The sequence below is a fragment of the Cronobacter turicensis genome (assembly GCF_041222865.1).
Classification (GTDB): domain Bacteria; phylum Pseudomonadota; class Gammaproteobacteria; order Enterobacterales; family Enterobacteriaceae; genus Cronobacter; species Cronobacter turicensis.
In genome coordinates this window covers 941,732-954,910 of sequence record NZ_CP165997.1, presented here as the reverse complement: position 1 = coordinate 954,910, position 13,179 = coordinate 941,732, and the positions used below count along the sequence as shown (strand labels likewise).

At 56.0% G+C, this 13,179-nt stretch carries 15 protein-coding genes and 1 pseudogene; 11 read left to right on the top strand and 5 right to left on the bottom strand.

Translation table 11 applies throughout. From position 1 onward, the window contains the following. Window positions 1-43: 43 nt before the first annotated feature. Window positions 44-390, bottom strand: a pseudogene (locus AB8W27_RS04625) (DUF1493 family protein). A gap of 201 nt (window positions 391-591) precedes the next feature. Between AB8W27_RS04625 and AB8W27_RS04620 the strand changes: the two are divergent. Then, on the top strand, window positions 592-981 hold the full coding sequence (locus tag AB8W27_RS04620; RefSeq protein ID WP_015742237.1) for a BPSL0067 family protein: 390 nt from the start codon (window positions 592-594) through the stop codon (window positions 979-981). Continuing rightward, the gene (locus AB8W27_RS04615; RefSeq protein ID WP_041924197.1) at window positions 968-1,336 is read left to right on the top strand and encodes an STY0301 family protein; all 369 of its coding nucleotides are present in this window, start codon (window positions 968-970) and stop codon (window positions 1,334-1,336) included. The genes AB8W27_RS04620 and AB8W27_RS04615 overlap by 14 nt, the downstream gene beginning before the upstream one ends. Before the next feature lie 121 nt (window positions 1,337-1,457). On the opposite strand, the gene AB8W27_RS04610 is transcribed toward AB8W27_RS04615, so the two are convergent. Together AB8W27_RS04610 and AB8W27_RS04605 are read right to left on the bottom strand one after the other, a co-directional pair. Continuing rightward, window positions 1,458-3,335 (bottom strand): methyl-accepting chemotaxis protein, encoded by a 1,878-nt coding sequence (locus tag AB8W27_RS04610; RefSeq protein WP_032806740.1) that lies wholly within the window; start codon window positions 3,333-3,335, stop codon window positions 1,458-1,460. 344 nt (window positions 3,336-3,679) lie between these two features. Then, a complete protein-coding gene (locus tag AB8W27_RS04605) occupies window positions 3,680-3,838 on the bottom strand; it encodes a YqaE/Pmp3 family membrane protein (protein WP_015742239.1) in 159 nt (52 codons plus the stop codon). A 227-nt stretch (window positions 3,839-4,065) separates the two neighbouring features. On the opposite strand from AB8W27_RS04605, the gene AB8W27_RS04600 reads away from it, so the two are divergent. After that, window positions 4,066-4,245: a hypothetical protein gene (locus tag AB8W27_RS04600; protein ID WP_007763533.1), complete on the top strand. Its 180-nt coding sequence runs from the start codon at window positions 4,066-4,068 to the stop codon at window positions 4,243-4,245. 103 nt (window positions 4,246-4,348) lie between these two features. Here AB8W27_RS04600 and AB8W27_RS04595 read toward each other — a convergent pair whose 3' ends face one another. Beyond that, on the bottom strand, window positions 4,349-4,657 hold the full coding sequence (locus AB8W27_RS04595) for a hypothetical protein (protein ID WP_015742240.1): 309 nt from the start codon (window positions 4,655-4,657) through the stop codon (window positions 4,349-4,351). A gap of 523 nt (window positions 4,658-5,180) precedes the next feature. Between AB8W27_RS04595 and AB8W27_RS04590 the strand changes: the two genes are divergently transcribed. Then, window positions 5,181-5,630 carry an L-alanine exporter AlaE gene (locus tag AB8W27_RS04590; protein WP_041923857.1) on the top strand — a complete coding sequence of 150 codons (450 nt, stop codon included), beginning with the start codon at window positions 5,181-5,183 and terminating at the stop codon, window positions 5,628-5,630. Between the two features lie 17 nt (window positions 5,631-5,647). Here the strand turns inward: AB8W27_RS04590 and AB8W27_RS04585 are convergent, their stop codons facing one another. Then, the gene (locus tag AB8W27_RS04585) at window positions 5,648-5,992 is read right to left on the bottom strand and encodes a DUF2002 family protein (RefSeq protein ID WP_015742243.1); all 345 of its coding nucleotides are present in this window, start codon (window positions 5,990-5,992) and stop codon (window positions 5,648-5,650) included. A 162-nt stretch (window positions 5,993-6,154) separates the two neighbouring features. On the opposite strand from AB8W27_RS04585, the gene AB8W27_RS04580 reads away from it, so the two are divergent. The 7 genes from AB8W27_RS04580 to proW all read left to right on the top strand — a co-directional run bounded on the left by AB8W27_RS04580 (window position 6,155) and on the right by proW (window position 13,126). Then, window positions 6,155-6,481 (top strand): DUF883 domain-containing protein, encoded by a 327-nt coding sequence (locus AB8W27_RS04580; RefSeq protein ID WP_007763543.1) that lies wholly within the window; start codon window positions 6,155-6,157, stop codon window positions 6,479-6,481. A 276-nt stretch (window positions 6,482-6,757) separates the two neighbouring features. Then, window positions 6,758-7,003 (top strand): glutaredoxin-like protein NrdH, encoded by a 246-nt coding sequence (nrdH, locus tag AB8W27_RS04575; RefSeq protein ID WP_007701113.1) that lies wholly within the window; start codon window positions 6,758-6,760, stop codon window positions 7,001-7,003. After that, complete coding sequence (gene nrdI, locus AB8W27_RS04570) at window positions 7,000-7,401, top strand: class Ib ribonucleoside-diphosphate reductase assembly flavoprotein NrdI (protein WP_015742246.1); 402 nt, start codon at window positions 7,000-7,002, stop codon at window positions 7,399-7,401. The genes nrdH and nrdI overlap by 4 nt, the downstream gene beginning before the upstream one ends. A gap of 11 nt (window positions 7,402-7,412) precedes the next feature. Continuing rightward, window positions 7,413-9,533, top strand: coding sequence for a class 1b ribonucleoside-diphosphate reductase subunit alpha (gene nrdE / locus AB8W27_RS04565; protein WP_369833007.1), 2,121 nt, complete (start codon window positions 7,413-7,415; stop codon window positions 9,531-9,533). 12 nt (window positions 9,534-9,545) lie between these two features. Continuing rightward, the gene (nrdF, locus tag AB8W27_RS04560) at window positions 9,546-10,505 is read left to right on the top strand and encodes a class 1b ribonucleoside-diphosphate reductase subunit beta (RefSeq protein WP_282899874.1); all 960 of its coding nucleotides are present in this window, start codon (window positions 9,546-9,548) and stop codon (window positions 10,503-10,505) included. Window positions 10,506-10,860: 355 nt separating this feature from the next. Further along, window positions 10,861-12,063 carry a glycine betaine/L-proline ABC transporter ATP-binding protein ProV gene (gene proV, locus AB8W27_RS04555; protein WP_015742249.1) on the top strand — a complete coding sequence of 401 codons (1,203 nt, stop codon included), beginning with the start codon at window positions 10,861-10,863 and terminating at the stop codon, window positions 12,061-12,063. Further along, on the top strand, window positions 12,056-13,126 hold the full coding sequence (proW, locus tag AB8W27_RS04550; protein WP_041923859.1) for a glycine betaine/L-proline ABC transporter permease ProW: 1,071 nt from the start codon (window positions 12,056-12,058) through the stop codon (window positions 13,124-13,126). Before proV ends, proW begins: the two co-directional genes overlap by 8 nt. Window positions 13,127-13,179: the final 53 nt, after the last annotated feature.

Sequence of the window (13,179 nt, the reverse complement as noted above, 5' to 3'; positions counted from 1 at the left end):
CACTAGATAATCTTGCCGCGCTGATACGCCTTATAGCCATGCCTCAGTAAAGCCATCGCCCGGCCTTTGCAGACTCGATTAACATAGATATGGTTAATGGCTCAGGATCTTTTATTTCCACCCGCAGTGCTCGAGGGCGCAAGCAATTCGGCCACATACCTGTTTCAGGGGCCAGTATCTGAAAAAATCAAAGCCCGTGTCATCTACAGAAAACCGGTCAAAATAGTCCTTCATAATTTCATCTCCCGTCTCTCGTGCCCACGGATAGCGGCCTGTTGTGAGGCTGGTTTCAGGCGTCAGCGGTATTTTCTTGCGCAATAGTCCAGGGAGATTCCACTTTTCGTCATACCATTCCAGAACGGCTGTTGTGGTTTTCTCTTTCAAATTCATAATCGATCTCATTTATTTTTAATAATGTAAGAAATTATCATCATTTGATATTTTCAGTCATAAGAGTTGATTTTAAGTATCCCTCATTACAGCCCCAAAAACCCGAGCAATATTCCCAATTGATTGCTATTGCAAACGACCACTAATTTCATCTCATCAAACAAAAATATCATCTCCAAAAAATTGAATGGAGACTGAAAGATGGCTTATATAGCAGTAACACCCCGCGCTTATATTGGAAAATCCGTAGGAAATGGCCAGTGTGTCGCCTTTGCTCAGAGAGCAGCAAATATGCCGTATACGGTTGCGTGGCGACGTGGAGCGTTGGTTAAAGGAAACAAAAATATCGTTCCTGGAACAGTGATAGCGACTTTTGATGGAAACAACCATTACGGTAATCATACAGATGGTCGTTCGCATGCCGCCATCTATCTCGGGCAGGATGCGAATGGCATTCAGATTCTGGATCAGTGGATAAAACATGATGGCGCGGGAATGTCTATACCCCACCCCGTCAGCCAGCGTACAATTTATTTCCGGCATGCGCCACGCGCGGAAAACAACGGGGATAATTATTATGTCGTGGAATAATACGTTACTGCTGAGTACAGCTGTGCTTATCTTTTCAGGCGCTGCCTGTGCCGGGAAAATAACATGCCCGAACACGTTACAGAGTGCCTTAACCACGCACCGCTTAAATGATGCCAGTCTTTTCCAGGGACCGCCGGAAAAACACGGCGAGCTGATGCCTGATAATGACAACCGCATAGTCTGGACGCTGAAAGATTATCAGGCGTACGGAAAGAAAATGGATTTACCGCTCTGGCTGGTGTGTCGGTATGAAAACACAAACCATACCGTTCAATTAAACGTGCCGGATAGCGCGAGTCAATGTAAGGCCGGATTAGGGGATAATAGCCCCCGGTTTTTCGCGTTGTGTGAATAACCCCTTCCCGACCCGCTCGGCGATCAATATTAATCCCCGCCAGCGCCCCATAAAAAAGCGAGAGGGTATTACCCCGTCTCGCCTTTCAATAAACCCCGCGTTTTTCAGAACAAACGAAAAATTACTTCGCCAGCTCCTGCAACGTGCGCAGCTGAGCGACCGCTTCCTGCATCGCGTCCATCCCTTTGGCGACCACCTTCAGGCGGCCCAGGCTCTGGGCGACGTTTTCGCGCTCTTCGCTGGTCTGCTCGCTCATCGAGGCGATACGGTCCGCGGCTTCGATACTGCGGTCGGCCATGGTCTGAGTCGCGCTGACCGTTTCCGTGGTGACCTGACGAATACGCGCAATCGTCTCGACAGACTCATTGATGCTGTGCGCCGTCGCCTCCGCCTGCTCGCGTGAAAGATGCGCCAGGCGGCGCACTTCGCCCGCAACCACGGCGAAACCGCGTCCGGATTCCCCGGCCCGCGCCGCTTCCACCGCGGCGTTAAGCGCCAGCAGGTTGGTCTGATCGGCGATAGAGCGGATCCCGCTGGTGATTTTGGTGATGCCGGCTGAAATGGTTTCCAGATCGTTCAGCCCCTGCTCCAGCCTGTCCTGCGCCTCACGGGTATCGCGCGCGGCACTGCTCATGGAGCGGATATTGCCCTGCGCGATATCCAGCGTTTCCGTCTGCTGCGTCGTGGCGTGCTCCAGCAGCGGCAGCGTGGAGAGCAGCGGCGACAGCTCCTGCTGATAGCTGATGACCTGCTCAATCACCTGCGACTGCATGCGGTGCATCGCCTCCCAGCGGCGCAGCGTGCGCTGCGCATAGTGGGCCGCGTAGGCCGCGTATTCCACCGGGAACTGACTCATCGCCTGGTTAGGCTTATCGAAGAACACCAGCGCGGAGAGCGTCTGGTTGATAGGCACCCCGAGGATCTCCCCAAAGCTTGAGAAGCCCGCCGCCGGGATCTTGCGGAAGAAATCGGCGCGCGGCAACGTGCCGAGGTTGTTCATACGGCGCAGTACGCAGTCGTTGAGCAGCATCCCGGCCGGTTTGCCGTAGCGACGCGTAAAGTCCTGCCAGTCGTGGTCAGTGTGCGCGACAAAATCGGTCGCTTTCATCAGGTACAGCCTGTCGCCAAACTCCAGATCGCAGAAGAAACGGATCTGTGAGGACTCAATCTGCGCCACGGAGCGAATAAAGAAATCATCGCCCACTTTGACCGCGAAGGTGTAACCCTCCAGCGCCTGCCCGAGCTGATCGGGTTTGCAGTTGAGCTGGCTTGCCAGATACGACGTAATGGGCTGCTGTTGATCCTTCGCGTCAAACAGCGACGTGACGGTGCGCGCGACCGGATCGGCCTGCGCCACCAGCCAGCTTTTGTCGGTCGGCTGGAAGTTCTGGCTTTTGAATGGCGCGAAGGATTTGCCTGGCGCCATTTCACACAGAATGACAATCGCGCGGCCGTCCATCATGCGTCCATTGACGCTCATCCAGGTGCCGCTGAAATCGAGCTTGCCGCCCGCCGCCCCGCCGACAGCGAGACACGGGAAACGCCCGGATTTATACCAGGCCTGCATCAGGAAACCTTCGGAGGCGGCGAGTCCGTCGCAATAAATCATCGCAAACGTACGGTCGGCGCTGAGCGGCATCTGCACGTCGAGCGCGCTGAGATCGCGCGAAATCGCCTGCACGCGCTGCGCGGCGCCCGGAATGCGGGTGTGCAGATCGACAGAATGCACTTCGTGGCGACCAATCAGCGCTTTGGGCAGCAGCAGCCAGCTCCCTTCGTCGCCTTCCAGATCGCAATAGACCGTCGCTTTATCCTGCTGGCACAGCGTGCCGGTGGAGGAAAGCACGAGTACGGTGCGTTCCGGCGTGGCGAAGCGCTGCCAGACCTGACTGACAGCATGAAAATTCGCATTGGGCGGTACAAATACCATCAAGATGCCCGGCTTATCCGGCACGCCCGCGTCTCGTAACGATGTGGGTAGTTTCTGACAGCGATACACACCGCTACGGGGGCTTTGCGCCGAAAATGTCCGTCCTGGACCCGTTATTAATGTTGACAGGATCCCCATGGTGGCCTCTTTTTATCTCTATTTTTCAAATTATTCAGAGAAAAACGCCTCTCTGCCCCTCTGTTATCGGCAAAAGTTTCGATTAAAACAGTTCATTTCCTAAAATATTGTTAAGCGTGAGTAAACCCGCACACTTTGTACGCAATAAAAATGCAACATAACGGTTAAAGCGTGAGCACGTTCGCAATGGCGTAACATGCTGATAAAGGAGGTGAGAAACGGCAGGGAAAATGCATAAAAAAACCCGCCGTAGCGGGTCCGTATAAGTGCGGGGGTTAGTTTTTGGTTTGCACCCAGAAGGCGTGGATCAGGCCCGGGAAATAACCGAGCAGCGTCAGGATGATGTTGATGATAAACGCCCCGCCCAAACCTTTCCCGATCAGTACGCCAAGCGGCGGAAGTAGGATAGTAAAAACGACTCTCCAGAATCCCATAGTTACTCCTGTATTGTTTTTGCAGGTTTTGTAAGTGACTTATTTTTATTAAGTTTAGTCGCTGAACCGCAAAGCGCCACCTTGCATACAGGACTTTACCTGGCCTAACGCGGCTATACAGACCGCGATCGCTCCCCCTTTTCCAGCAAAGCGCGGGCTGGCGGTTGTCGGTGAACGCGATGGTGGGCTACTGTTACAGAAACCCTATGAATAAACAGGAGGTCATCATGTTTGCAGCAGGCGATATCGTGCAACCGCGTCTGGGCGGCCCGAAGCTTAAAGTGATCGAAGTGCATGGCGATCAGATTGTCGCGGTGCGCCCGGATGACGAACAGGGCGAGAAAGTGACGCTGAAAGCCGCCGACGTGGCGCTGTATCAAGAAGACGGCGATTTCGGGGTGTGTTGATTCGAAAGCCGCGCCCGTGTTGGGTGGCGGTGTTTCAGGGTGGGTGCGCTTCGCTTACCCACCCTACGATTTACCTCTGGCGGATAAGCGAAATGCATCCGCCTTACCTTACATTACCCGTACTTTCCCTGAACACCTGCTCGCTGAGCTGGTGATAAAATCCCAGAATCTCCTTAAGTAATTCCTGAATCTCTTCATCAGGCCACGCCGCCAGCGGGCGCGCCTGCGGTGCGCTGAAATGCGCGCGCAACTGGTAAAGCGGGCATTGAAGTGCCTCAGGCAGCGCGCCTGGCTGGATGTCGATGAGGGTTTCAAACCAGAAGCGCCGCAGCTTTTTGCGCAGCTCTCCTTCGCGCGCGAGCGCCATAATGCCCCGCTCAACCTGATATAAAACGTCGCTGATTGCGTCCATGGTAATGGCTGATACTCGTTAAAAAAACCGGCGGGCATTATCCGGCAGCGCCTGCGTGAATGGGCTGAATAATAGTTAAAGCCGTTTTACGGCAGGCTAATCATATTCATCGCACCGATGATATCGGCGGTGATGCCTGAACCGCCCCCAGGTCGTCCTTTAAAAACAGCATAAATAACTGCTTTTTAGGTTAATGCGCTATCTGAAACTCCACAGCATGCCACAAAACCGCCCTGCGAAAAATTCTCTGCCGCTTACGGCTCGACACCGTCGCCTCAAAAGAAATAATCCTTTGAAATTAAATGAAAAATCCGCAAGCGCCGCTAAAAAATAGCGAAGTGCCGCACGCTTTTGAATTTACAGAGGATTTTATGGACAAAGCGGCGATAAATAAAAATTTATCGCTAATTGAAAGCAATAAGGCAGCCATATACTCTATCATCTACGCAAAATGCCAGGCATATCGCCAGCATACCCCTTACCTTTCCCATTTTCCCTGTTGATGAGCCAGGAGCTTAATTCGATGTTTTCGCCGCATTCTCGCCTGCGTCACGCCGTAGCGGACACCTTTGCCATGGTAGTGTATTGCTCCGTCGTGGGGATGATGATTGAAATATTCGTCTCAGGAATGAGCTTCGAACAATCGCTCTCCTCACGTCTGGTCGCGATCCCGATCAATATGGTGATTGCCTGGCCTTACGGGCTCTATCGCGATGCGGTTATGCGCTTTGCCGCGCGCATCGGTAAAGGCCGCCTGGTGAAAAACATCGCAGACGTCATCGCCTATATTACCTTTCAGTCGCCGGTGTACGCCGCCATCCTGCTGTTCGTCGGCGCGGATATCCCGCAGATTATCGCCGCGGTGAGCTCCAATATCGTGGTATCGATGATGATGGGGGCGGCTTACGGGTATTTCCTCGATTATTGCCGCCGTCTGTTCCGGGTAAGCCCCGCCGCGCCGGTCAGCGCGTAGGCCTGAGAAGGGACGGTTTACTGCGGTTCGCCAAATAAGCCGTTCAGATAACGCTCCAGCGCCATGCGGGAGCTGAATCCCAGCGGGATGCCGTAATGCTCCTGCGCGTCGCCGCCAAGCCACAGCGGAAACTGCTGGTAGTGATCGCAGGTTTTCATATCTGAAGCCGGGTCCGCCAGCGACTGGCTGCGCTCCCTGAGCGTCGGGTGAATAATCAGCGCCGTACGCCCCATCCGCGCTTCACGATTCACATAGACATAATTCTCGCCGCGACGATAACCATAAGTTTTTGGCGTCACCACATCCATGGTAAACCCTGCCTTCTCCAGTACGCGCGCCACCTCATCGGGTCGTAAATACATAAATTTTCCTCATCTGCTTCAGCTGCGGGGAAACCTTACATTAGGAGGAATAGCAGGGCTTTCGGAAAAGTCCAGAAAGGGCGCCCAACGGCCCCACGCGCCGGAGCGGCTCACATTTTGTTCTATACTGTGATCAAGTAAACACAAAAAAGGGAGAGCGTTATGTTTAACCGAATGACCCGTAGTGACGTGAACGATGGCGTGGATGACATCAACCAAGACATTAACCGCCTTGCCGATACGCTGGAAGGCGTACTGAAATCCTGGGGCAGCGACGCCAAAGGTGAAGCTGACGTGGCGCGCCGTAAAGCGGAATCCCTGCTGCGTGAAACCCGTGCGCGTATGCACGGCAGAAGCCAGGTCTCGCAGGCGGCCCGCGACGCGGTAAGCTGCGCTAGCACATTCGTGCGTGAACGCCCGCTAAGCAGCCTTGGCATTGGCGCGGCCGTCGGTATCTTCCTCGGCGCGCTGCTCATTACCCGTCGCTAATCTGAAGCACGGTTCAATGCCTCTTCCCCGGCCTCGCCGGGGAACAGTTTCTCTGTCAGTCTCTTTTCGTCCTCTTCCCTCGTCCTGATAAGCTTTTTTCGCCCCCGCTGGCGGCCTGCATGCGTTTGCATGGCGTTGAGGCTCCGAATGGCATAAACCCTATATATTGCGTAGTTGAAAGTTATCATAACTACATCTAGTATCTTTCTTATCAGATAACCCCAATCAACACTGCCTCGCGGTGGTGATTTTAACCTATTGATGAGAATACGAATCATGCGCATAACTATTTACACAAGAAATGATTGCGTCCAGTGTCACGCCACTAAACGCGCGCTGGAGAGCCGCGGGATCGCGTTTGACACCATCAATCTCGACGAACAGCCGGAAGCTATCGATACGCTGCGCGCCCAGGGTTTTCGCCAGTTGCCAGTGGTGATGACCGATGCCCTGAGCTGGAGCGGTTTTCGCCCGGACATGATTAACCGCCTGCGCGCGGACTCGCTTGCGGCGAACGCATGAGCGCCCTGATTTACTTCTCCAGCCGCTCGGAAAATACCCACCGGTTTATCGCGCGGCTGGGGCTTCCGGCGGCGCGTATTCCCCTGGAAGACCGCGAGCGGCTGCGGGCGGACGAGCCTTATATCCTGGTGGTGCCGTCCTACGGCGGCGGCGGAACCGCTGGCGCCGTGCCGCGCCAGGTTATCCGTTTTCTCAACGAGGAACATAATCGCGCGCTGCTGCGCGGGGTGATCGCCGCGGGCAACCGCAATTTCGGCGAAGGATTTTGCCGCGCGGGCGACGTCATCGCCCGCAAATGCCAGGTGCCGTTTCTCTATCGCTTCGAGCTGATGGGCACCGGGCAAGACATCGAAAACGTACGTAAGGGAGTGAGCGAATTTTGGCAACGACAACATTAACCGGCGACGCCGTGCGGCAAACGACGCCGGACTATCACGCGCTGAACGCGATGCTCAACCTCTACGATGCCGACGGGCGCATCCAGTTTGAGAAAGACCGCGAGGCGGTGGAAGCGTTTATGGCCGCCCACGTCCAGCCGCGTTCGGTGACCTTCCCTGATACCCACGCGCGTCTCGCGTATCTCGTGAGCGAAGGCTATTACGATGAGAATGTGCTCAAACGCTACGACCCTGACTTTGCCGCCGGGTTGTTTGACGAGGCGCACCGCGACGGCTTTACGTTTAAAACGTTCCTCGGCGCGTGGAAGTTTTACACCAGCTACACGCTGAAAACGTTCGACGGCAAACGCTATCTGGAGCACTTCCCGGATCGCGCCTGCATGGTGGCGCTGACGCTCGCCTGCGGCGATGAAACGCTGGCGCGCCAGATCCTCAAGGAGATCTTAAGCGGCCGCTTTCAGCCCGCCACGCCTACCTTCCTGAACGGCGGGAAGCAGCAGCGCGGCGAGCTGGTTTCCTGCTTCCTGCTGCGCATTGAAGATAATATGGAGTCCATCGGGCGCGCGGTTAACGCCGCGCTCCAGCTCTCCAAACGCGGCGGCGGCGTGGCGTTTTCGCTCTCAAATCTCCGGGAAGCGGGCGCGCCGATTAAGCGCATCGAAAATCAGTCCTCCGGCGTGATCCCGGTAATGAAAATGCTGGAAGACGCCTTTTCTTACGCCAACCAGCTCGGCGCGCGCCAGGGCGCGGGCGCGGTGTATCTGAACGCGCACCACCCGGATATCCTGCGTTTTCTGGATACCAAACGCGAAAACGCCGATGAGAAAATCCGTATCAAAACGCTCTCGCTCGGCGTCGTGATCCCCGATATCACCTTTGAACTGGCGAAAGCCAACGCGCAGATGGCGCTCTTTTCGCCCTATGACGTGGAGCATATTTACGGCAAGCCGTTCGGCGATATCAGCGTCAGCGAGATGTACACACAGCTGGTGGAAGATGAGCGTATCCGCAAGCGCTACATCAGCGCGCGCGAACTGTTCCAGCGCCTGGCGGAAATTCAGTTTGAATCCGGCTATCCGTACATCATGTTTGAAGACACGGTGAACCGCGCCAACCCGATTGCCGGGCGCATCAACATGAGCAACCTGTGCTCGGAGATTTTGCAGGTCAACAGCGCCTCCACGTTTGACGAAAACCTCAATTACGCCACCACAGGGCATGATATTTCCTGCAATCTCGGCTCGCTGAATATCGCGCATACCATGGATTCACCCGATTTTGGCCGGACGGTGGAAACCGCCGTGCGCGCGCTGACGGCGGTCTCCGACATGAGCCATATCCGCAGCGTGCCGTCCATCGAAGCGGGCAACGCCGCCTCGCACGCCATCGGGCTTGGGCAGATGAATCTGCATGGCTATCTGGCCCGCGAAGGCATCGCCTACGGCTCGCCGGAAGGGCTCGATTTTACCAATCTCTATTTTTATACCGTCACCTGGCACGCGCTGAACACCTCCATGATGCTGGCGCGCGAGCGCGGCGAACGTTTCGAAGGCTTTGAAGCTTCCCGCTACGCGAGCGGCGAGTATTTTGACAAATACCTCACGCAGACATGGACGCCCCGCACCGCGCGGGTCGCTGAACTGTTTGCGCGCGCGGGCATTACGCTGCCGACGCCTGAAATGTGGCGCCAGCTTCGCGACGACGTGATGCGCCACGGGCTCTATAACCGCAATCTCCAGGCGGTGCCGCCGACCGGCTCTATCTCGTACATCAACCATGCGACATCGAGCATTCATCCGATCGTCTCGAAAATCGAAATCCGCAAGGAAGGCAAAATCGGCCGCGTCTACTACCCGGCGCCGTTTATGACCAACGAGAATCTGGCGCGCTATCAGGATGCCTATGAAATCGGCCCGGAGAAAATCATCGATACCTACGCCGAGGCGACGCGCCATGTGGATCAGGGGCTGTCGCTGACGCTCTTTTTCCCGGATACCGCCACCACGCGCGATATCAACAAAGCGCAGATTTACGCCTGGAAGAAAGGCATTAAGACGCTTTATTACATTCGACTGCGCCAGCTGGCGCTGGAAGGCACCGAAATTGAGGGCTGCGTCTCCTGCGCCCTGTGAGGAAACACCATGATCCGTTTAAGCCGTATTAGCGCCATTAACTGGAATAAGCTTCAGGACGAGAAAGATCTGGAGGTGTGGAACCGGCTCACCAGCAACTTCTGGCTGCCGGAAAAAGTGCCGCTCTCGAACGACATCCCGGCCTGGCAGACCTTAACGCCCGGCGAGCAGCAACTGACTATCCGGGTTTTTACCGGGCTGACGCTGCTCGACACCATTCAGAATGCGGTCGGCGCGCCCGCGCTGATGGCCGACGCGCTGACGCCGCATGAAGAAGCGGTGCTCTCAAACGTCAGCTTTATGGAGGCGGTGCATGCGCGCTCGTACAGTTCGATTTTCTCCACGCTCTGCCAGACGCCGGACGTAGACGCCGCTTACGCCTGGAGCGAAGAGAACGCGCCGCTGCAACGCAAGGCGCAGATTATTCTTGCGCACTATCGCGATGACGATCCGCTGAAGAAGAAAATCGCGAGCGTGTTTCTGGAATCCTTCCTGTTCTACTCCGGCTTTTATTTGCCGATGTACTGGTCGAGCCGCGGCAAACTCACCAATACCGCCGATCTGATTCGTCTCATCATTCGCGACGAGGCGGTGCATGGCTATTATATCGGTTACAAATATCAGCAGGGCCTGGCGCAGGTGGACGACGCGCGGCGCGAATCGCTTAAGACCTTCGCGCTGGATCTCATGATGGAACTCTACGATAACGAACTTGCCTATACCGAGGCGCTGTACCGCGACGTCGGCTGGGTGGACGATGTCAGCGCGTTCCTGTGCTACAACGCCAACAAAGCGCTGATGAATCTCGGTTACGAGGCATTGTTCCCGCCGGAAATGGCGCAGGTGAACCCGTCGATTCTGGCCGCCCTCTCCCCCGGCGCCGATGAAAATCACGACTTTTTCTCCGGCTCCGGTTCGTCTTATGTCATGGGCAAAGCGGTGGAAACCGAAGACGCCGACTGGGATTTTTAATTCGCTTGCAGGCGCAAATAATCAAAAATAATGCCGCAGAATTATTTGCTGCAAAATTGTAAAATCAGCCTAAATATCTCTGCGGTCTTCCCGACCGCTATTTCCATTGTCTTACGGGTGAATCACGCCGATTCACCCGTCATATCGCCATGCAAAAAGTAAAAATATCACCCGCCATTCATTGCCGCTCAGCCCAGCAATAGCGGGAAATAATCGCCATCTGGCGGTGCATTTCGCCCCATAGCGTGGAAATTGAGGGTTGTCTCAGAATCTGAGTATGCTAGGGTATGCCCCGGTAACTATTTCCTGCAGGAATGATCTTAACGGCAAAATATAACAGGACTTACTCTATTGCATGGCAATTAAATTAGAGATTAAAAATCTATACAAAATATTTGGAGAACACCCGCAGAGGGCCTTTAAATATATTGAACAGGGGCTTTCTAAAGCCGAAATACTGGAAAAGACCGGGCTGTCTGTCGGCGTAAAAGACGCCACTCTGGCCATTGAAGAAGGCGAGATATTTGTGATCATGGGATTATCCGGCTCGGGTAAATCCACTATGGTTCGCCTTCTCAATCGCCTGATTGAACCCACCCGCGGCCAGGTGCTGATTGACGGCGAGGATATCGCCAGAATATCTGACGCCGCGCTGCGCGAGGTGCGCAAGAAAAAGATAGCGATGGTATTCCAGTCATTTGCGCTGATGCCGCATATGACAGTATTAAATAATACCGCCTTCGGCATGGAATTAGCTGGCGTGCCGCTGAAAGCGCGTCAGGAAAAAGCGCTCGACGCCCTGCGTCAGGTCGGGCTTGAGAATTACGCCCATGCTTATCCCGATGAACTTTCCGGCGGTATGCGTCAGCGCGTCGGGCTTGCGCGCGCCCTGGCGATTAATCCCGATATTCTGTTAATGGACGAAGCCTTCTCGGCGCTCGATCCGTTAATTCGCAGCGAAATGCAGGATGAATTAATTAAGCTTCAGGCGCGCCACCAGCGCACCATCGTGTTTATTTCGCACGATCTGGATGAAGCCATGCGAATTGGCGATCGCATCGCGATTATGCAAAACGGCGAAGTGGTGCAGGTCGGCACGCCGGATGAAATTCTTAATAATCCGGCGAACGATTATGTGCGCACCTTTTTCCGCGGCGTCGATATCAGCCAGGTCTTCAGCGCGAAAGATATCGCGCGCCGCAGCCCTGCTGGCCTGTTGCGTAAAACGCCAGGCTTCGGGCCGCGTTCAGCCATCAAGCTGTTGCAGGATGAAGATCGCGAATTTGGTTATGTCGTCGAACGCGGCAACCGCTTTGTCGGCACCGTCTCGGTGGACTCCCTGAAAGCGGCGCTGGCGGCAGGCCAGGGACTGGACAGCGCGTTGCTGGACACGCCTGCGGCGGTTAGCGCCGACACGTCGTTAAGCGAACTGCTCTCGCCGGTTGGGGTCGCGCCGTGCGCCGTCCCGGTCGTCGGCGACGAGCAGCAGTATGTAGGCGTTATCTCAAAAGGGGTACTGCTGAAAGCTTTAGATCGCGAGGGGGCCGCCCATGACTGATCAAACGCAAAGTCCGTGGGAGACCGGCGCCGCTGACGCCGCCGCGAACAGCGCCAGCAGCGCAGACGCCTGGGGCAGCCCGACGCCTGCGCCAGAGAGTGGTTCAACCGACTGGCTGAACAGCGCGCCTGCGCCCGCGCCCGAACATTTCAACATTCTGGATCCGTTCCATAACACGCTGATCCCGCTCGACCGCTGGGTGACGGAAGGCATCGACTGGGTGGTGACGCACTTCCGCCCGCTGTTCCAGGGCATTCGCGTGCCGGTGGATTACATTCTGAATGCCTTCCAGCAGTTGTTGCTGGGGATGCCTGCGCCAGTGGCGATTCTGCTTTTCGCGCTGATCGCCTGGCAGATTTCCGGCGCGGGGATGGGCGTTGCGACGCTGGTATCGCTGATCCTCATCGGCGCTATCGGCGCCTGGTCGCAGGCGATGGTGACGCTGGCGCTGGTGCTGACTGCCCTGCTGTTCTGCGTGCTGATAGGTCTGCCGCTTGGCATCTGGCTTGCGAGAAGCCCGCGCGCGGCGAAAATTATTCGCCCGTTACTGGATGCGATGCAGACGACGCCCGCGTTTGTTTATCTGGTGCCGATCGTGATGCTGTTTGGCATCGGCAACGTGCCGGGCGTGGTGGTGACGATTATCTTCGCCCTGCCGCCGGTAGTGCGCCTGACGATCCTCGGGATCAACCAGGTACCGGAAGATCTCATCGAAGCGGCGCGCTCGTTCGGCTCCAGCCCGCGCCAGATGCTGTTCAAAATACAGTTACCGCTGGCCATGCCCACCATTATGGCGGGGATTAACCAGACGCTGATGCTGGCCCTCTCCATGGTCGTGATCGCCTCGATGATCGCCGTCGGCGGGCTGGGTCAGATGGTATTGCGCGGTATTGGCCGCCTCGACATGGGGCTTGCCACGGTCGGCGGCGTGGGGATTGTTATCCTCGCCATTATTCTCGACCGCCTGACCCAGGCCGTGGGGCGCGACGCCCGCAGCCGCGGCAACCGTCGCTGGTACGCCAGCGGGCCGCTTGGTCTTATCACCCGCCCATTCATTAAATAAAGCGCTGGCGGCGCAGGCCGCCCGCTTTCCCTTATCTGAATAAAAGGAATAAC